This window comes from Caulobacter sp. DWP3-1-3b2, assembly GCF_049896325.1.
Classification (GTDB): Bacteria; Pseudomonadota; Alphaproteobacteria; order Caulobacterales; family Caulobacteraceae; genus Caulobacter.
Map to the genome: position 1 here is coordinate 22,550 of NZ_JAFCUB010000002.1, position 18,411 is coordinate 40,960.

Annotated in this window: 14 protein-coding genes and 1 pseudogene; 7 read left to right on the forward strand and 8 right to left on the reverse strand. The window is 65.7% G+C overall.

Annotated features, from left to right (window positions below; translation table 11 throughout):
- Positions 1-72 precede the first annotated feature (72 nt).
- Together ACP7AG_RS01515 and ACP7AG_RS01520 are read left to right on the forward strand one after the other, a co-directional pair.
- Positions 73-918, forward strand: coding sequence for a glycosyltransferase family 2 protein (locus ACP7AG_RS01515; protein ID WP_426029539.1), 846 nt, complete (start codon positions 73-75; stop codon positions 916-918).
- Between the two features lie 9 nt (positions 919-927).
- On the forward strand, positions 928-1,722 hold the full coding sequence (locus ACP7AG_RS01520; RefSeq protein ID WP_426029540.1) for a polysaccharide deacetylase family protein: 795 nt from the start codon (positions 928-930) through the stop codon (positions 1,720-1,722).
- Positions 1,723-2,074: 352 nt separating this feature from the next.
- On the opposite strand, the gene ACP7AG_RS01525 is transcribed toward ACP7AG_RS01520, so the two are convergent.
- The 3 genes from ACP7AG_RS01525 to araD1 form a co-directional block, all read right to left on the reverse strand.
- On the reverse strand, positions 2,075-3,223 hold the full coding sequence (locus ACP7AG_RS01525) for an aldose epimerase family protein (protein WP_426029541.1): 1,149 nt from the start codon (positions 3,221-3,223) through the stop codon (positions 2,075-2,077).
- 164 nt (positions 3,224-3,387) lie between these two features.
- Positions 3,388-4,914: an aldehyde dehydrogenase (NADP(+)) gene (locus tag ACP7AG_RS01530; protein WP_426029542.1), complete on the reverse strand. Its 1,527-nt coding sequence runs from the start codon at positions 4,912-4,914 to the stop codon at positions 3,388-3,390.
- Positions 4,915-5,174: 260 nt separating this feature from the next.
- Positions 5,175-6,167 (reverse strand): AraD1 family protein, encoded by a 993-nt coding sequence (gene araD1 / locus ACP7AG_RS01535; RefSeq protein WP_426029543.1) that lies wholly within the window; start codon positions 6,165-6,167, stop codon positions 5,175-5,177.
- 343 nt (positions 6,168-6,510) lie between these two features.
- Here araD1 and ACP7AG_RS01540 point away from each other — a divergent pair, with 343 nt between their 5' ends.
- The 3 genes from ACP7AG_RS01540 (at position 6,511) to ACP7AG_RS01550 (ending at position 10,950) form a co-directional block, all read left to right on the forward strand.
- Positions 6,511-7,239, forward strand: a complete 729-nt coding sequence (locus ACP7AG_RS01540) for a FadR/GntR family transcriptional regulator (RefSeq protein ID WP_426029685.1) — start codon at positions 6,511-6,513, stop codon at positions 7,237-7,239.
- A 271-nt stretch (positions 7,240-7,510) separates the two neighbouring features.
- A complete protein-coding gene (locus ACP7AG_RS01545) occupies positions 7,511-9,313 on the forward strand; it encodes an IlvD/Edd family dehydratase (RefSeq protein WP_426029544.1) in 1,803 nt (600 codons plus the stop codon).
- A gap of 74 nt (positions 9,314-9,387) precedes the next feature.
- Entirely contained in the window at positions 9,388-10,950 is a 1,563-nt protein-coding gene (locus ACP7AG_RS01550) for an alpha-N-arabinofuranosidase (RefSeq protein ID WP_426029545.1), read from the forward strand.
- A gap of 135 nt (positions 10,951-11,085) precedes the next feature.
- Here the strand turns inward: ACP7AG_RS01550 and ACP7AG_RS01555 are convergent, their stop codons facing one another.
- The 5 genes and pseudogenes from ACP7AG_RS01555 to ACP7AG_RS01575 form a co-directional block, all read right to left on the reverse strand.
- Entirely contained in the window at positions 11,086-11,472 is a 387-nt protein-coding gene (locus ACP7AG_RS01555) for a hypothetical protein (protein WP_426029546.1), read from the reverse strand.
- 309 nt (positions 11,473-11,781) lie between these two features.
- Positions 11,782-11,901, reverse strand: a pseudogene (locus ACP7AG_RS01560) (IS5/IS1182 family transposase); the annotation flags it as partial.
- A 105-nt stretch (positions 11,902-12,006) separates the two neighbouring features.
- The gene (locus ACP7AG_RS01565; protein WP_426029547.1) at positions 12,007-14,427 is read right to left on the reverse strand and encodes a TonB-dependent receptor; all 2,421 of its coding nucleotides are present in this window, start codon (positions 14,425-14,427) and stop codon (positions 12,007-12,009) included.
- Between the two features lie 2 nt (positions 14,428-14,429).
- Positions 14,430-15,425: a FecR family protein gene (locus ACP7AG_RS01570; protein WP_426029548.1), complete on the reverse strand. Its 996-nt coding sequence runs from the start codon at positions 15,423-15,425 to the stop codon at positions 14,430-14,432.
- A 112-nt stretch (positions 15,426-15,537) separates the two neighbouring features.
- Complete coding sequence (locus tag ACP7AG_RS01575) at positions 15,538-16,089, reverse strand: RNA polymerase sigma factor (protein WP_426029549.1); 552 nt, start codon at positions 16,087-16,089, stop codon at positions 15,538-15,540.
- Positions 16,090-16,318: 229 nt separating this feature from the next.
- On the opposite strand from ACP7AG_RS01575, the gene ACP7AG_RS01580 reads away from it, so the two are divergent.
- Positions 16,319-16,996, forward strand: a complete 678-nt coding sequence (locus ACP7AG_RS01580; RefSeq protein ID WP_426029550.1) for an MtnX-like HAD-IB family phosphatase — start codon at positions 16,319-16,321, stop codon at positions 16,994-16,996.
- Positions 16,997-17,010: 14 nt separating this feature from the next.
- On the forward strand, positions 17,011-18,408 hold the full coding sequence (locus ACP7AG_RS01585) for an aspartate aminotransferase family protein (RefSeq protein ID WP_426029551.1): 1,398 nt from the start codon (positions 17,011-17,013) through the stop codon (positions 18,406-18,408).
- The last annotated feature ends 3 nt before the right edge of the window (positions 18,409-18,411 follow it).

An 18,411-nucleotide genomic window follows, 5' to 3' on the forward strand; every position in this document is an offset into this window, starting at 1 on the left:
CCCGCCGTGGCGGCGTCTACCCCATGACGGGATTGCGACAGGAACCGCGATCCCCAAGGTCGGGGAAGATCAATGCCTGTGCTGTCGGGGCTCGTTTGCGCCCATAATGAAGAAGCGCGTATCGCGCAATGCCTGGCGCGTCTGGCGTTCTGCGATGAAATTGTCGTGGTGGCCGATCGCTGCACCGACCGCACCGAGGCCATCGCGCGCCGCATGGGCGCGCGGGTCGTCTCCGGCATCTTCCCCGTCGAGGGCCTTCGCAAGGAAGCCGGCGTAGCCGCTTGCCGAGGAGACTGGATCGTTGAGTTGGACGCCGACGAGGCCGTGCCGCCGGCGCTGGCCCAGGAGATCCGCGAGACCGTCGCCCGTCCGGAGGCCGGCGATTGGTACCAAGTCCCGGTCGACAATTTCGTCGGCGAGCAACTGGTGCGGCACGGTTGGGGCGGCTCGTTCGGCGCCTCGTCGGTAGCGCGACTGTTCCGCAAGGGCGTGAAGAGCTGGAAGAGCGAGCGGGTCCATCCCGGCACCATTTTTACGGGCGTCTACGGCGGGCGCTTGAGCAACGCCATCCTGCACAAGGTCGATGATGATATCGCCGACATGATCCAGCGTCTCAATCGCTACACGGCGCTGCGCGGCCAGGATCTGGCGGAAAGCGGCAAGATCAAGAGCCTGTGGGACGACCTGTTCCGTGGCGTGCGCCGCTTCTACAAATGCTACGTTTCGCGCAAGGGTTACAAGGAGGGCGATCTGGGCTTCCTGATCGCCGTCATGGCGGCGCTCTACCCCTTATTGTCCAACCTGAAGGCCCGCGAAATCCGCTTCTTGAACGCCCAGGACCTCACCACGGTGCGATTGGGCCATTCAACCCTGGTAAGCCTCGCTAGCGAGGACGCCAGACTGGGTCATTCGGCCTAGGCTTTCGCCATGTTGCCAAATCGTCTTCTGATCGCGGTCATCCTCGGTCCCGAGCTCGCCCGCTGGAAAGCTGGCGGCCATGGACCGTTGGTCTGGTGGCGGGATGACGATGCCCGCCAGCCAGGCCCGGCCCTTGACCGGCTACTCGCCCTGTCGCGCCGCTTCGATGCACCCATCACCTTGGCCGCAGTGCCGGACGGCGACATACCGGCCCTGTCGAAGACCTGTCGCGAGACGCCGTGCGTCGAACTCGCCATCCACGGGTTCCGCCACGAGAACAGGGCTCCGCCTGGCCAGCCTTCGGGCGAGGTCAACGAACTCGACCTGCTGACCGACGTCATCCAGGAGCTCGGCGAAGCGATCGAGGTGTTCCGTCGCGCGGGTGTCAGGGCCAGCCTGTTCGTGCCGCCATGGAACAACGCCCATCCGACCCTGAAGACCGCGCTCCGCTTGCGGGGGTTGACGCTGTCCTGCTACGGCGAGATGCGCGACGAGCACGAACCGACGGCGCGCCTGGACACCCATTTGGATATCATGCGCTGGAAACCTCGCGCCCGCTTTCGGGGCGCGGTTCGCTTTCTTCTGAGAACCCGTCGTCTTCTCGCCGAACGCCGCCTCAAGACGCTATGGGACGAGCCCGTGGGCCTGTTGACCCATCATCTCGATCATGACGAAGCGGCATGGCGCTTCCTTGAGGCCCTGCTGCCCGTGGTCAAGCCGGTCAGCCGCCGTTCATTGGCCGGCGGCCCCGTCGGCATGGGCGCGCTCGCCTCCGCGACAACGCCGTCGCTGAAAGTCGGCTAGGCCTCCGCGTCACCATGATGGATTGACCACGATATATTGGACCGTCGTCCGCGAATATTAGGGCGCGTGCCAGGTGCTACCGCACCTGCGAGTAGCTCAAGCCGTTGACGATCACCGTTGAGCAACCTCGAAGAATGCTCACGGCGTCTTGCCTCCCAGCCAATATGGTCTGAAGAGCCGGCAGAATGACCCCGCCGCTCACGGCGGTATATCGGGGGATTTCCCTAGGCGGGTCTCGCCAGAACCCCGACAGACGAGATGTCTTTTCCCGGCGATCCCAAGGAAATGCCGCGGCGGCCCGGATTCCGTCGAATAGCCCCCGCCGCCGTCGATGCGGATGAAGCGGCTGGACCTATTTGTCGATCGTCAGCCTGAAAATCATTGTGTTCCGATAGGTCTGGCCCGGATCCAGACGCGCCGACGCGAAGCTCGGCTTGTTGGGGGCGTCTGGAAAGTGTTGCGGCTCCAGCGCGATACCGTCGCCTTGACGATAGATCCGCCCGCTCTTGCCGACCGTCGTGCCGTCGATGAAGTTCCCCGAGTAGAACTGAATGCCGGGCTGATCCGTCAGGATTTCCAGCCCCCGGCCGCTCTTGGGATCGGACAGGCGGGCGGCCAGGCGCGGCGCCGCGCCGGAGGTTCCCGTCAGGACGTAATTGTGGTCGTAGCCTCGGCCGATGACCAGTTGGGGGTCGCCAGCGTCGCGGATCCGATCACCGACGGCCGTTGGAGCGCGAAAGTCGAACGCCGTCGTCGCCACGGGGGTGATTACGCCGGTCGGAATGAGCTCCGCGTCGACGGGGGTATAACCATCGGCGGTCAGGGTCAGGACATTGCCCATCGCCCCCTCGGCCGCGCCCTCACCGGCGAGGTTGAACAGGGCGTGATTGGTTAGATTGACGATGGTCGGCTTGTCGGTCGTCGCGGCATAGGTGATCGTCAGCTCGTTGTTCTCGTTCAGCGCATAGGTCGCCGTGGCGGTCAGGGTTCCGGGATAGCCCTCGTCGCCGTCCGGACTGACATGGCTGAAGGTCACGGAGGTCACCGGGCCACGTTTGACCTCTTGGACCTTCCACACGACCTTGTCGAACCCCTTGGTCCCACCGTGCAAGGCCGCGACGCCGTTGTTGTTCAGGGCCAACTGATAGGTCTTGCCGTCCAGGCTGAACTGCCCCTTGCCAAGGCGATTGGCGAAGCGACCGACCGAGGCGCCAAAATAGCTGGCGTTACGGACATAGGCGCCGACGTCGGCGAAGCCCAGCGCGATGTCGGCGGACTTTCCGCTCCGGTCCGGAGCGATCAAGGCCTGCAGCGTCGCGCCATAGGTGATCACCGTGGCGCTTACGCCGTGACCATTGCTCAAGGTGATGGCTTCGACGGCCTCGCCAGACGGTGTCTGGCCGAACGACCTGCGGGCGTAGTCCCCCGCCAGACCGGTCGTCGGCAAGACAGCGGCGGTCAGCAGGATGGCGCCATAGAAGGCGCGACGCCGAGCTTTCATGAATTCCTCTCCAGAGCGGACTGCGCGACTCTAACCGACGGAACGGTCGCTTCAGGTCATATACTCAGACAAATAATTCAGACGCAATCCGGCTTGTCGGCAGTCGACCATGGACCGATGCAACCAGGTCGCCGCGCATCGGCGACCTGATCTTCAGAGCTGTTCTAAAAAACGCCGTCGGTCGCGCGCGCGACGCCCAGCGGATTGCCGTCCTGCAGAGCGGCCGGCAGCAGATTACCCGGAATGTCCTGATAGCAAACGGGCCGCAGGAAGCGTTCGAGCGCTCGGGTGCCGACCGACGTTCCGCGCGGGTCGGAGGTGGCCGGGAAGGGGCCGCCATGGACCATGGCGTGCGACACCTCCACGCCGGTCGGCCAGCCATTGGCCAGGATTCGCCCGGCCTTGCGCTCCAGGATCGGCAGCAGGCTCCGCACCAGATCGGAGTCGGCGGCGTCCATGTGCAGAGTGGCCGTCAACTGGCCTTCCAGGCTTTCGAGCAGCATCTGAAGCTGCTCAAGGTCCCGAACACGGACGATCAGCGAGGAAGAGCCAAAGACTTCGTGGCCTAGCACCGCGTCGCTCAGGAAGGTCTTGGCGTCGACCTCGAACAGCGCGCCGACCGCCTGGTTGACGCCGTCCCCGACGCAACCACGCCCCAGTAGGCGGACGCCGTCGCGGCCGGCGAGGCGATCGACACCCTGCTCATAGGCGCCGAAAATCCCGGGGGTCAGCATGAGATGCGGCGCGGCGGCGTTGAGCGCCGCGCTGGCGGAAGCCGTGAAGCGCTCCAGGTCGGGGCCCGCGAGCGCGAAGATCAGGCCGGGATTGGTGCAGAACTGGCCCGCGCCCAAGGTGAGGGAGCCGATGAACGCCGCCCCCAGGGCCTCGGCTCGCGCCGCCAGGGCGCTCGGACACAGGACCACGGGATTGACGCTGCTCATCTCGGCGAAGACCGGAATGGGTTCGGGTCGCTCGGCGGCGATCTTGACCAGGGCCACGCCGCCAGCCCTTGAGCCGGTGAAGCCCACAGCCTTTACGCGCGGATCGCGCACCAGGGCGCCGCCCAGCGCGTGCGACTGCCCCGTCAGCAGAGCGAAGACGCCGCTCGGCAGTCCGGCCGACGCAACAGCGCGCGCGATCGCCCCGCCGACCAGGGCGCCGGTATTGGGGTGGGCGGGGTGGCCCTTGACGATCACCGGGCAGCCCGCAGCCAGGGCCGAGGCGGTGTCACCACCCGCCGTCGAGAAGGCCAGTGGGAAGTTGCTGGCGCCGAACACCACCACGGGACCCAGCGGAATGAAACGCTGGCGCAGGTCCGAGCGCGGCATGGGCTTGCGGTCGGGCTGGGCCGGGTCGATGCGCGCGCCGATCCAATCACCGCGCCGCACCACTTGCGCGAACAGCCGGAGCTGACCGGTCGTGCGGCCGCGCTCTCCGGTCAGCCGGGCCTGCGGCAGGCCGGTCTCGGCCATGGCGGTCTCGATCAGTGGGTCGCCGATCGCCTCGATCTCGCTGGCGATCGTCTCCAGAAACGCCGCGCGGGTTTCCAGGTCGGTCTCGCGATAGACGTCAAAGGCGGCCGCTGCGGCGGCGCAGGCTGCGGCGATCGCCGCCGCGTCCGGCTCGACGAAGCTTGGCCCGAAGGCCTCGTTGGTGGCGGGATTGAGAGCTCGCAGCGCGGCGTCTGACATTTGGATACTCGCTTGTTCCACAAGGGCTGGCGCAACGCCCTTCGCCCCAACAGGGGGGCGGCGGACGTGGCGCAACGGGCTGATATCCACGTCGCTTTTGACGGTTGGCGATCAGATTGGCGAAGGCGTTGTAGCGACCGGGAGGCTCGGCGCCAGGCGCCTCAAGGATCGGGGTCACATCGGTCCACAATTTGGCGGCGCCGTGTGACAGTTTCAACTGGCCCTGCACGTTTCAATCGCGATGCCGAGCTTTCAGACCGTCACAGACTGCGCACCGTCACCTGACGTGGCTGCGCCTGGGCCAGGCTGTTTCGGGCGGGGTAGAGGAAGGGCGCGGCGCTGATCTCGAAAATGTCGTCCAGCTTGGTCTGGAACCCCTCGGAGAACGACAGGGTGGCGGCGCCGAAGAAGTGGATGTGAATATCGCCTGGGCGACGAAACAGGTCGTACTTGAAATGGTGATGTTCGAGGTTGGCGATGGTGTGGGACATGTTGACCTCGCCCGACAGGAAAGGCTTTTCCCAGACGATCTCATTGCCGCGCAGGATGCGGCTGGCGCCGCGGACGTCGGCGGGCAGTTCGCCGGTCAGCAGCTCGGGACCCAGGGCAGCTTGGCGCAGCTTGGAGTGAGCCAGCCACAGATAGTTCCCACGCTCGACGATATGGTCGGAAAACTCGTTGGCCAGGCAAAAGCCCAGGCGGTGGGGCGAACCGTCCGATCCGATCAGATAGACGCCCGCGATCTCGGGCTCCTCGCCGCCGTCCTGGGCGAAAGCGGGCGAGGTGAGGGGACTGCCCGGCCCGACCACGTGCGAGCCATCGCCCTTGTAGAACCATTCCGGCTGCGCTCCGACGGCGCCTGGGGCGGGCTTTCCGCCCTCGACGCCCATCAGGAACATGCGCATGGAGTCGGTGAGCTGTTCTCCGGCCTGGGCGGCCTTGTGCATCTTGTCACGCCCTTCGGCCGAACCCAGATGGGTCAGGCCCGTGCCGGTCAGGATGAGGTGGGCGGGGTCAACATGGTCGATGGGAGCCAGGACCCGGCCATCGGCGAGCGCCGAGGGGATGTCGATCTCTTCGCCCAGCGGGCTCGACTGCGCCGCCTCGACTAGGGTGGCGCCGACGCCAAGCGCCATCTGGGCCAGATCATAAAGCGTATCGGCCACCTCCACGCGGCGGGCCAGGCCGGCGTCGTTGACCGCGGCGAGGGTTCGTCGGTTCGGTTCCTTCAACTGCACGAACCGAAACACCATGCTCTATCCGCCTCACGCGCCGTCCGCCATTAAGTCTGACAAATAGCAATTTAGATGAGCTGTCAAACTAGCTTCCGTAGCGGAGGCCGCAAAAACAGGAAAGAAAAACGCTTAGAATTTCGACCCTGGTAAAGAACCACCACCTGTCGCCTGGCGTAATCATTGTGTTACTCGCGAGTCTGGCCGGATCGCGGCCGGGCCGTGGTCGACGCTGAAATTTTCTTGTCGTCAGACAAATTGTCTTCCTAGTGTCGCCGCGAGATGGCCGGAAGCGATGGACGATAGCCGTCCGCCCGAGGGGCCGAGGCGGAGCAGAGGGCACGTGCGAAAGACGAAAGACACGATGGGCGACGGCGATCCGGGGCGCGAGCCGCATCGGGGGCGCATCCACGGCTCGATCGCCCGCACACTCGGCGTGGCCATCGTCTCGGGGCAATATGCGCCGGGCGACATTCTCAACAATGAGATCGATTCCAGCGAACAGCTGCAGGTCTCCCGCAGCGCCTACCGTGAGGCCATCCGCATCCTGGCCGCCAAGGGCCTGGTCGAGAGCCGGCCGAAGACTGGCACCCGGGTCACCCCCCGCGCCCGATGGAGCTTGCTGGACCCGGAGGTCTTGGCCTGGCTCTTCGTGTCGGAGCCAAGCGAGGAGTTCCTCAAGGGTCTCTATGAATTGCGGATGATCGTCGAGCCGGCGGCCGCCGCCCTGGCCGCCGAGCGCCGCGACGCGCGGCAATTGGAGCGGATGCGCCAGGCCCTGATCCAGATGCAGCACGAGACCCTGGCCACCGAGGCTGGCCAGGCCGCCGACCGCGATTTCCATGACACCGTGCTGGAAGCGACCTGCAATGCGCCGCTGTTCACGCTGAGCAGCAGCATCGGAGCGGCCGTCCGCTGGACGACGATCTTCAAGCAGCGCAAGCGCGAGCTGCCGCGCGATCCGATGCCCGAGCACTGGATGGTGTTCGACGCCATCGCCGCGGCTCGCCCCGACCAGGCTCGTGAAGCCATGGAGCGTTTGGTCAGTCTGGCGCTGCAGGATACCCGCGCGGCGATCGATCCGAAGAGGTAGACGCGCAAGCTGCGCTACGCAGGCGGATTTCCGCGTGAATTGCCTTGGATTGCCCATCGGCCGGAAATAGGTGGCGCTGCCTTCCCTTTGAGAAAGCGGCTCATGGCCGTTGTCAGCGGCGTGGCTCCGCGTTGACGCATGGGAGTGCTCGGTATAGTCAGACAAATGAACTGGAATGAGACGGTCGGATGTCGCTGACCCGCTGACGTGGCGGACCAATAGTCAGTACGTCGCGACGGACCCTTCCGGTGTCGCCGTGCCAAGGATCGTCATGAGCTCTAACGCTGTTCCGCCCCGCGCCCTTCGTTCGCGCGCCTGGTTCGACAACCCGGACAATGCGGACATGACGGCGCTCTATCTTGAGCGCTACCTGAATTTCGGCCTGTCTCTGGACGAGCTGCAGTCGGGCAAGCCGATCATCGGCATCGCCCAGACAGGCAGCGACCTCTCGCCCTGCAACCGTCACCATCTGGTCCTGGCCGAGCGCGTCCGCGAGGGCATCCGCACGGCAGGCGGCATCGCCCTGGAATTCCCGGTCCACCCCATCCAGGAAACCGGCAAGCGACCGACCGCCGGCCTGGACCGCAATCTGGCCTATTTGGGCCTGGTCGAGACGCTCTACGGCTATCCGATCGACGGCGTCGTACTGACGATCGGCTGCGACAAGACCACCCCAGCCTGTCTGATGGCCGCCGCCACGGTCAATATTCCCGCCATCGCCCTGTCGGTCGGCCCCATGCTGAACGGTTGGTACAAGGGCGAACGCACCGGCTCGGGCACCATCGTCTGGAAGGCCCGCGAGCTGCTGGCGGCCGGCGAGATCGACCGCGCCGGTTTCATCAAGCTGGTCGCCAGTTCGGCCCCCTCGACAGGCTACTGCAACACCATGGGCACGGCCACGACCATGAATTCGCTGACCGAGGTGCTGGGCATGTCGCTGACCGGTTCGGCGGCCATTCCCGCGCCCTACCGCGACAGGCAACAGAACGCCTACGAGACGGGCCTTCGGATCGTCGATCTGGTCAGCCAGGACATCAAGCCGTCCGACATACTAACCCGCGACGCCTTCCTCAACGCCGTGGTTGTTAATTCAGCGATCGGCGGCTCGACCAACGCCCCGATCCATCTCAACGCCCTGGCCCGCCACATCGGTGTGGAGCTGAGCGTCGACGATTGGCAGACCTATGGTGAAGAGGTGCCGCTGCTGGTCAATCTGCAGCCGGCTGGCGAATATCTCGGCGAGGACTACTACCGGGCCGGCGGCGTGCCGGCCGTGGTCAATCAGCTGATGAGCCAAGGCCTGATCCGCGAGGACGCCTTGACGGTCTCGGGTCAAAGCCTGGGCGACGCCTGTCGGGACGCCATCATCGAAGACGAGGCGGTCATACGGCCCTTCGACAAGCCGCTGGTCCAGCGGGCCGGCTTCGTGGTCATGCGCGGCAATCTGTTCAATTCGGCGGTCATGAAGACCAGCGTCATCACCGCCGAATTCCGCGATCGCTACCTTTCCGACCCCGACGATCCAGACGCCTTCGAAGGCGACGCGATCGTGTTCGACGGGCCGGAGGACTATCACCGGCGGATCGACGATCCATCGGTGGGCATCACCGAGCGTAGTGTGCTGTTCATGCGCGGCGCCGGACCGATCGGCTATCCCGGCGCGGCCGAGGTCGTGAACATGCGAGCTCCTGATTACTTGATCAAGCGCGGCGTCCATCAGTTGCCCTGCATCGGCGACGGGCGCCAGTCGGGCACTTCGGGCTCGCCGTCGATCCTCAACGCCTCACCCGAAGCCGCCGCTGGCGGAGGCCTGGCCTTGCTGAAGTCCGGCGACCGGGTGCGAGTCGACCTGCGCAAGTCGAGGGTCGATGTGCTGGTGACGCCGGAAGAGATCGTCGCGCGTCGCGCGGCGCTCGATCGGGCAGGGGGCTTTGTCTATCCCGAAAGCCAGACGCCCTGGCAGGAGATCCAACGGGCCATCGTCGGCCAGATGGAAACCGGTGCGGTGCTGGAGCCTGCGGTCAAGTACCAGCGCATCGCCCAAACCAAGGGCCTGCCGCGCGACAACCACTAAGGCGACGGGGGCCTCGCCCCGGTCGCGAACGCCAACGAGCCGGTCAACCGGCGGGGAAACCTGGAGGGAACTACGTGAAGCTGACCACGCTGAAGCACGCGCTCGTCGCGGGCGCCACCATCGCGATCCTCGCCACCGGCGTCGCGAGCGCCCAGACCGCCGTCACCGCGGCCTTGCACGCCGACCAGCCCGGCGCGGTCATCCAGCCCGAGGTGTACGGCCAGTTCGCCGAGCATCTGGGCCGGGGCATCTACGAGGGTGTCTGGGTTGGGCAGGACAGCAAGATCCCCAACACCAAGGGCTACCGCAACGACGTCGTCGCGGCGCTGAAAGCCATCAAGGTGCCGCTGGTGCGCTGGCCCGGCGGTTGCTTCGCCGACGACTATCACTGGCGCGAGGGGGTGGGCCCGCGCGACAAGCGCCCGACCAAGGTCAATGTGAGCTGGGGCGGGGTCGAAGAGACCAACGCCTTCGGCACGAACGAATTCATGGAATTCGCCGAACTCATTGGTGCCAAGACCTATGTCGCCGGCAACGTCGGCACCGGCTCGCCCCAGGAGATGGCCGAGTGGGTCGAATACATGGTCTCGCCCACCAAATCGACGATCGCCAACCTGCGCCGCGCCAACGGCCGCGAGCAGCCGTGGAAGCTCGACTATTTCGGCGTTGGCAATGAGAACTGGGGCTGTGGCGGCCAGATGACTGCGGCCCATTATACCGACCTCTATCGCAACTTCGCCGAATTCATCCGTGTGCCTCAGGGAACCAAGACCCAGAAGATCGCAGGCGGCGCCAATAGCGACGACTATAGCTGGACCGAGACCATGATGGCCGGCGCGGCCAAGAACATGGACCAGATCAGCGTCCACTATTACACCATCCCCAGCGGCCGGTGGTCGATCAAGGGTTCGGCCACGAAGTTCGACGAGCAGGTCTGGGCCGACACCATGGTGCAGGCGCTGCGCATGGACGAGATGATCACCAAACACAGCGCGATCATGGACAAGTACGACCCGCAGAAGCGCGTCGGCCTGGCCGTCGACGAGTGGGGGATCTGGCATGATGTCGAGCCCGGCACCAATCCGGGTTTCCTCTATCAGCAGAACACCATGCGCGACGCCGTGGCGGCCGCCGCGACCCTGAACATCTTCCACAAGCACGCCGACCGGGTGCGGCTGACCGCCATCGCCCAGATGGTCAATGTGCTGCAGGCGATGATCCTGACCGACAAGGACAGGATGGTCCTGACCCCGACCTACTGGGTCTACGATCTGTACAAGCCGTTCCAGGGCGCGACGTCGCTGCCGCTCGAGGTTGATGGCCCCGCCTATGTGATGGGCAAGGACAGCGTGCCTTCCGTCAGCGCCTCGGCGGGACGCGACACGGCTGGCGTGGTGCACGTGGCGTTGGTGAATCTGAATCCGAACACGCCGGCCACCGTGAAGATCAAGCTCGCGGGTGTGGCCGGCAAGAGCGCGAAGGGCAGGGTGCTGACCGCCTCGACCATGAGCGCTCACAACACGTTCGACGCGCCAAACGTCGTCAAGCCCGCCGCTTTCAACGACGCGCAGATCAAGGGCGCCACGCTGACCGTCACCCTGCCGGCCAAGGCCGTGGTCGTGCTGGACCTGACCTAGGGTCTGGCGACGACTGCCCGGCGCCGCCATCCCCGTGCTGGAGGCGGCGCCGGCTGGTCTCGCCCAGAGACTCGAATGTCTCGGATCGAGGTTCGGAAGCGTCGCGCTCATTCCGCCGAGGGCGCCAATGACGTCTCAGAGCAGGCTCTGTTGCACGGGGACCTTCGAGGCAAGATCGGAAAGCTCGCCTCTGCGGCGTAGCTCGATTTTCGCGCTGAATCGGATGTCGACGTCACGATCCTTTGTGAAACCGATGAGCGCATCGACGCCCAGGCGCGACCAGGGATTGCCGCGATTGGCCCCCTTTGGAATGCGCGGCAACAGGCCCGGCTCGTCGTTCCAGGCCAGCAATTGCTCGACCGAGACGATGTCCAGCATGTCTCGCAGGTGAGGGGCGGTGACATAGGCGTCGGGCATGGCGCGATGAGCGGGCAGGCAAAGCTGGCGGTTCAAGCCTTCGGGCATCCGCTCGTTGCGCAGCATCTGGTTCGAAAATCCCGGCAGGTCGGGCCAGAGCCGCAAGGCGCATTTCCAGGTGCAGATCCAACGCGCGCCGTCCGCCAGTCGCGGCGTGCAATACCGTTGCTTGAACGCCGCCCGGCGGCTTCAGGATGGGTGGTGCGGCGTCTTTCCAGGACTTCGCGCCGGCGACGTCCGCATCGACGATGTGATGAACCGCCATGGTCGCCGACGAGATGGGGCGGCCAGGATCGAGGAAGACGGCGCCGCGCTCATCGTTGACGGCCCGCCGCCCGTCGCCTCCGAGCGCCACGTCCTGCCAGCCGATCTTGCAGACGTCTTGGGCGGACGACCCGGCTGTCTCCAAATCTATAACGCGCACACGACCGTCAGCCGTTTGTCCTTCGCCGTCCCGCCAACATGACCTTCACGGCCCGGAAGACTATCCTTGACCCACTCCCATTGGTCGTCCCGCAGTCCATAGCGTCGCATCAGCCAGCTCTCCTCGAAGCCGACCTCCTATGAATCACTCAGCCGCATATTTGGGAATCCCCTAACTGAACACAGACCCTAGCCTCGGCTGGTCTATCGGCTGGTCTAGAAGCGTGCGGACATTCGCAGGGCGATGGTCCTCGGCCGAGGCGGGGTGATGATCTGGTCGCGGGTGATCAGGAACGGATTGCCGAACGAGAAGCTGTTGGCGTGCGCGCCCAACGGATTGTCCACCGTCGCGGCGAGGGTCCAGGCCCCGGCCTCCAGGCTGGCGACGCCGCGAAGGCCCAGATATTCGCCCATCTCATGCATGTTGTCGGCGTCGAAGGTCACATAAGAAGCTCCGACATAGGTCGCTTGGCCTTGCAGGCGCAGGGTCAGCTCATGGGGCAGGGGGCGATGATAGTCGGCGGCGATGCTGGCCGAGGTCCGAGCCACGCCAGGAAGGCTGGCGTCGTGGCGTGAACTGAAGTCGAGGTTCTGGCGGGTGATCTGCGGATCGTTCAGCAGGGCGGCGGCGCGCAGGTCGATCTGGTCGTTCAGGCGCAGGGCGGCCTCCGCCTCGACACCCCGGTTGGCTCCGTTGCCGATATTGGCCGTGAAGGCCGTGCCGTCGGCCAGGTACTGGTCACTTTGCACCGCTTCCCAAGTCGCGTAGAATAAGGCGACCCGCGCCTGTAGGCGATCGTCCCAGCCCCGCAGCTTGACGCCGAGCTCATAGTTCCAAAGCTCGTCGGCCTGGTATCGACGCGCTGGCGCTCCGGCGACGTCGAAGGCCTGGTTGATCCGGCCAGCGGTATTGAACCCGCCGGGTCGGTAGCCCTCGGCGGTTTGGGCGTAGAACAGCAAACCAGGCCGTGCTGCGTAGCTCAGCAGGATCTTGGGTGAGAGGCCTGTGGCGTTGTCCGAGCCACTGAATACGCGCTGGCCGGTGGTCTGGAGGATCCGGGAGTCGGTGTCGAACCGGAAGTCGAACCAGCGAAGGCCGGCGGTCGCCGATAGACGCTTGGTGGCGTCGAACGTGACCTCGCCATAGAGCGCTGTCTCGTTGATTTTGTCGCGTCGCTGCTCGTCGTAGCCGGTCAGACCCGACGCCGTGAGCCCGTGTAGCAGGCTGTGCAGGTGGATCGCCCCGGTCGAGCCGAAAGCGCCGACCAGGCCATGAATCCGATGCTCGCTCGGCGTGGCGTAAGTGACCTCCCCAACCGTCAGGTCAATGGCTTTTTCCTCGTCGAACGCCGCCGGGCCGCCGCGGAGCCCGTATAGTGTCGCTACCGAAGTGGCGTCATAACGGCTGTCGAAATGGTGCGACAGGCGCGACACCGATCCGGTCAACCGCCCCCAGCCGCCGTTTCCCGCCAGGGTCAGGGAGACGTCGTCGAAATCGTTGTCGTGCGGCTCGCGCACGGCGTTGTCGCGCAGACGCGGCCCCAGACGACGCAGGCCGTATTGAGTGTCGCTGTTGTTGATCGACTGGGTGGTCAGACCCAGCGTGGCCGTCCAATGCGGCGAGAGCGCCGCCCGCAGGGTAGCCCGCACGCCCTCGCGCTTGGAGCCATTGACGTGCTTGAGGCCGAGGGTCGGGTTGGCGATGTAACCGGTCTGGCTGTCGCGATAGGCGACCGCGCGCAGGGCAACCCGACCGGGGATGAGGGGAATGTTAGCCGTCGCCTCCAGTTCGTCGCCCACCCCGCCGTTCCAGATATAGGCCAGGCCCGCCAGGACGTTGGCTTGATAGCGGTCGAGGTCGGGCTTACGCGTGGCGATGCGCAGGACCCCGCCCAACGATCCACCGCCATAGAGCGTGCCCTGGGGGCCGCGCATGACCTCGACTCGCTCGATGTCGGCCAGGCGCAGGTCCGGGTCCGGCGCGCTGTAGGTGATCGGCACGTCATCCAGATAGAGCGCCACCATCGACTGGGCCTGGCCTGTGAAGGCGCCGTCCGAGAGGCCGCGCAGCAGGATCTTGTCGCGCCCGGGGCCCAGGTTGGTCACGGTCATGCCAGCGACCTGCCCGGTGAGATCGGCCAGGCTGGTGAGGGTCTCGCGAGCGATCGTAGATCCCGATACGACGGAAATGGCGTACGGCGTGCGGCCGGGCAGGTTAGGGTAGCGTTGGGCCATGACGACGACCTCGCCCCAGCCTAGGCTCGTGGTTGGAGCGACGACGGAAGCGGGGCGGGCCCGGGGCGGCGCGGTTTTGCGGATCACCACCGTGCGCGGGTCGGGCATGACATAGTTGCAGCCGCTGTGTTCGAGGATCCGTTCCAGCGCCGTCTGAGAAGACATCCGGCCGTAGAGGGCCGGCGCGGCGCCGACGCAGGCTTCCAGGTCGCCGCCCAGGGACAGGTCCGCCTGCAGCGCGAAGTCGATCAGGGAAGCACGGACGGGTTTGGCTGGAATCTGCAGGCGCACGGGAGCGGATGGCCTCTCGGCGGGCGCGGCGTGCGCCGCCCCGGCGCCCAGGCCGGCCATCAACACGAAGGGCCAAGCTCCGTGGCGGCGGATCAACGACTTGCGTCGCATGGTCAGCGTCGGGTCGCCTTGGCCTTGAGGACGATCTCGCCGCCGCTGCGCTGGCTGACGATCGGTGCGAACAATTCCAAACGCCGGATCATCGCCGCTTCCTCGTCAACCAATAGCACACCGGAGACTTTGACCGAAGCGGCGTTCGGATCAACCCGTATCGGCGTGGCGACGTAGCGGTTTAGGTCGGCGACCACCTCTGCCAAGGAGGCGTCACGATAGACGAGCTTGCCCGATTTCCAGGCGAAGGCTGCATTCGGATCCGTGGTGCGAATCAGTGAGGTGGCTTGGCCGGGCGATTGGACCAATTGCTGGCCCTTGGCCAGGCGCACAGCGCCCTGCTGCCCGCCCGATACCGAGACCAAACCCCGCCGCACGGTGACGGCCAGGCGGTTATCATGGCTGAGGATGTTGAATTCGGTGCCTAGGACACGAATCTCCCGGCCAGCCACCGCGACCACGAAGGGTCGGTTTTCCAGGTGGGCGACATCGAAGCTGGCCTCGCCGTCGACCAGGGTCACGTCACGCTCGGCGTGCGTCAGCCTTACCCGCAAGGTCGTGGCGCCGCCCAGGGTCAGGCGCGTGCCGTCGGCCAGGGCGACCTCCCGGGTCTCGCCGCGCTGGGTCGCATAATCGGTGAAGGTCGAGCGGCTCAGTTGCGGCAGCACGGCCAATACCACGGCGGCGGCGGCCGCCGCGGCCGTGGCCAGGCCGGCCCAGACCCAGCGCCGCGCCGGCGGCTTGGGGCGGGGGGTGAACGGCAGGACGTTTCCGGCCACGACCTCGGGCGCAACGGCGGCGGGGATCTCGCCGGCAGGCAAGTCTTCCATTTCGATCCACAGCGCCTCGACCTCGTCATAGGCCGCAGCGTGGGCAGGGTCGGCTTCGAGCCAGGCTTGGAACGCGGTCCAGTCTTCCAGACCGGCGTCACCCTGCAGGCGCGCGAACCAGTCGCTCGCCGCCTGTTGGATGGAATCGGTGGTGACGGACTGTGTCATCGACGGGTCGTGCTTCCTTGGCACCGGGCTGGGGAGGGCGCTTGCCACAATGACGCCATGACCGGAAAAGTCCCTCCTCGGTTCTTCAGGAGGTGATGCCAAAAAGACACGGTCATCGGCCGACCCTGCTGACCAGATGGCTCAGAGCCAGGCTGACATGCTTCTCGACCGAACTTCGAGAAATGCCCATTCGCGTCGCGGTCTCGACATGTGTCAGGCCCTCGAACTTGTGCAGGCGGAACACCTGCTGGGTCACGGGCGACAGGGTTTTCATCGCCTCGGAGATTTTCTCCAGACGCTGGCGGGCGATGACGGCGCTCTCGGCGTCGGGCTCTTCAGCCACATCCAGAGCGCCGACCGTGGTGTGGTTGGCGCGCCGCCATTCGGTTTCGCGCGCGCCGGCCCGCTTGGCGCGGCGCAGTCGGTCCAGCATCAGGTTGGAGGCCAGGCGGTAAAGATAGGCGGGCGGGTTGTCGATCGACTCGTCCGCGACCGCCTGAACCTTCAGATACAGCTCCTGAACCAGATCCTCGACATCGGCTTGACCGCCCAGGCGCGCCTGGAAGAACCGCCGCGTGTCTTCGCGCCGCTCCAGATAGACGGCCGCGAGCGGCGAAAGGTCCTGCAGGTCCTCCATGGTCAGCCGCGCATCCGCGCCAGGCACCGCGCCAAGGCGGCGCTGGAAAACGAAACGGACGCGTCGGTGTTCATCACAAAGACGATCGGTCCGGTTGGAGGGAGTTGGCGGGGCCAAGAGACATCGCGCGGCGGCGACTTCAAGGCAAGGCTCGGAACGGCTGCCCCGCCGCCGGTGAAAATTCGATGAGGGGGCTCAGTACACACGGCGTCATTGGCTCGAACGGCGCGGGGGCGTCTGGAGCCAAGTCGGTGCGATGCGGATATTTTGCGATTTCGACGGGACCATCGCCAAGGTCGACACGACCGACCTTGTCCTGACCCGTCTGGCCGAGCCGGCCTGGGAAGAGCTCGAAGAGCGCTGGACCCGGGGCGAGATCACCGCCGCCGAGTGCATGCGAGGCCAGGTCGCGCTGATCGGTGGCGACGATGCGGCGCTGGACGCCGTGCTCGACACCGTGGAACTGGCCGACGGCTTTTCGGAGTTCGTCGCCTGGTGCCAGGCCAACGCCCTTTCGCTGACCGTGGTCAGTGACGGCGTCGATCGTTTCATTTCTCGCATCCTGGGCCGCCACCGCCTGGGTCATCTGCCGGTGATCGCCAATCATCTGGTCGGCAGCGCCGAGATGGGTAGACGGCTGGAGCAGCCTTGGTCGCGCGCCGGCTGCGCCGCCGGCTCGGGCGTCTGTAAGTGCCAGGTCGCGGACAAGTCCGACGAGCGGGCCAGCGATCCTGGGGACCTGATGGTCTTCATCGGCGACGGGCGCTCCGACTTCTGCGTCTCAAGCCGCGCCGACCTGCTGTTCGCGCGCGACAAGCTGGCCGCCTACGCCCGCTCGCGGGCCATGCCGCACCACGAATTCTCCGACTTCCACACCATCACGACGACGCTCGCGGCCGCCCACGGCCGCTTGGCGCGCCGCGCCGCCATCTGACCGGAGTTTATCCCATGTACGATGCTGAACAGACCCCCGAAGTCCTAGACGAAGCCGCCTTGCGCGAACTTGAGGCCCAGTACTGCTCCTACGGCGACACCGTGCACTATCTGCCGGAGCCGAAGTTCTTCGACGGATGCGAAGGCTCGTTCATGTACGACGCTCAGGGGCGCCAGTTTCTTGATCTGCAGATGTGGTACTCGGCCGTCAATTTCGGCTACCGCAACCCGCGCTTGAACGCCGTCGCCCACCGTCAGCTCGACACCCTGCCGCAGGTCGCCAGCCAGTACCTGCATCGCGAGAAGGTCGAGCTGGCGGCGATGATCGCCCAGGACGCCGAGAAGAAGTTCGGCCGCAAGGGCCGGGTCCACTTCAATGTCGGCGGCGCCCAGGCGGTCGAGGACTCGCTCAAGCTGGTGCGCAACGCCAGCAATGGCAAACAGTTGATGTTCGCCTTCGAGGGCGGCTATCACGGCCGCACCCTGGGCGCCTCGGCGATCACCTCGTCCTACCGCTATCGCCGGCGCTTCGGTCACCTCAGCGACCGCGCCCAGTTCATCGAATTTCCGTATCACTTCCGTGGCCCCAGGGGCATGAGCAAGGAAGAGTACGGCGAGGCCTGCGTGGCCAAGTTCGCCCGCCTGTTCGAGACTGAATATAACGGCGTGCTCGACACCAAGACCGGCCAGGCCGAATTCGCCGCCTTCTATATCGAGCCGATCCAGGGCACCGGCGGCTATGTGATCCCGCCGCCCAACTTCTTCATCGAGCTGAAGAAGGTTCTCGATCAGCACGGCATCCTGCTGGTGGTCGATGAGATCCAGATGGGCATGTGGAGGACCGGCAAGCTGTGGTCGATCGAGCACTTCGGCGTGCAGCCCGACGTGCTGGTGTTCGGCAAGGCCTTGACCAACGGCCTCAACCCGCTGTCGGGCGTCTGGGCTCGCGAAGAGCTGATCAATCCAGAAATCTTCCCTCCGGGCTCGACCCATTCGACGTTCAACTCCAACCCAATGGGCACGGCCGTGGCGCTGGAAGTCCTTCGGATGACCTCGGAGGTCGATTACGGCGCCAAGGTCCTGGAGAAGGGCGCCTACTTCCTGGAGGGCCTGAAGGACCTGCAAAAGCGCTGGCCGCAGATCGGCGACGTGGACGGCCTGGGCCTGGCCTTGCGCGCTGAGATCTGCGAGGCCGACGGCTTCACCCCCAACAAGGCCCTGCTCAACCGCATGGAAGCCGAAGGGATGAAGGGCGACATCGAGGTCGACGGCAAGCGCTACGGCTTGATCCTCGACGTCGGCGGCTACCACAAGAACGTCATCACGCTGGCCCCGTCGCTGGAGATCAGCAAGGGCGAAATCGACCTGGGCCTGAAGCTGCTCGACGCAATCCTCCGTCGCTGCGTCGACTGATCA

Coding starts and splice junctions, on each gene's coding strand:
- ACP7AG_RS01515 (WP_426029539.1), top strand. CDS start 73: ATGCCTGTGCTGTCGGGGCTCGTTTGCGCCCATAATGAAGAAGCGCGT.
- ACP7AG_RS01520 (WP_426029540.1), top strand. CDS start 928: ATGTTGCCAAATCGTCTTCTGATCGCGGTCATCCTCGGTCCCGAGCTC.
- ACP7AG_RS01525 (WP_426029541.1), bottom strand. CDS start 3,223: ATGAAAGCTCGGCGTCGCGCCTTCTATGGCGCCATCCTGCTGACCGCC.
- ACP7AG_RS01530 (WP_426029542.1), bottom strand. CDS start 4,914: ATGTCAGACGCCGCGCTGCGAGCTCTCAATCCCGCCACCAACGAGGCC.
- araD1 (WP_426029543.1), bottom strand. CDS start 6,167: ATGGTGTTTCGGTTCGTGCAGTTGAAGGAACCGAACCGACGAACCCTC.
- ACP7AG_RS01540 (WP_426029685.1), top strand. CDS start 6,511: ATGGGCGACGGCGATCCGGGGCGCGAGCCGCATCGGGGGCGCATCCAC.
- ACP7AG_RS01545 (WP_426029544.1), top strand. CDS start 7,511: ATGAGCTCTAACGCTGTTCCGCCCCGCGCCCTTCGTTCGCGCGCCTGG.
- ACP7AG_RS01565 (WP_426029547.1), bottom strand. CDS start 14,427: ATGCGACGCAAGTCGTTGATCCGCCGCCACGGAGCTTGGCCCTTCGTG.
- ACP7AG_RS01570 (WP_426029548.1), bottom strand. CDS start 15,425: ATGACACAGTCCGTCACCACCGATTCCATCCAACAGGCGGCGAGCGAC.
- ACP7AG_RS01580 (WP_426029550.1), top strand. CDS start 16,319: ATGCGGATATTTTGCGATTTCGACGGGACCATCGCCAAGGTCGACACG.
- ACP7AG_RS01585 (WP_426029551.1), top strand. CDS start 17,011: ATGTACGATGCTGAACAGACCCCCGAAGTCCTAGACGAAGCCGCCTTG.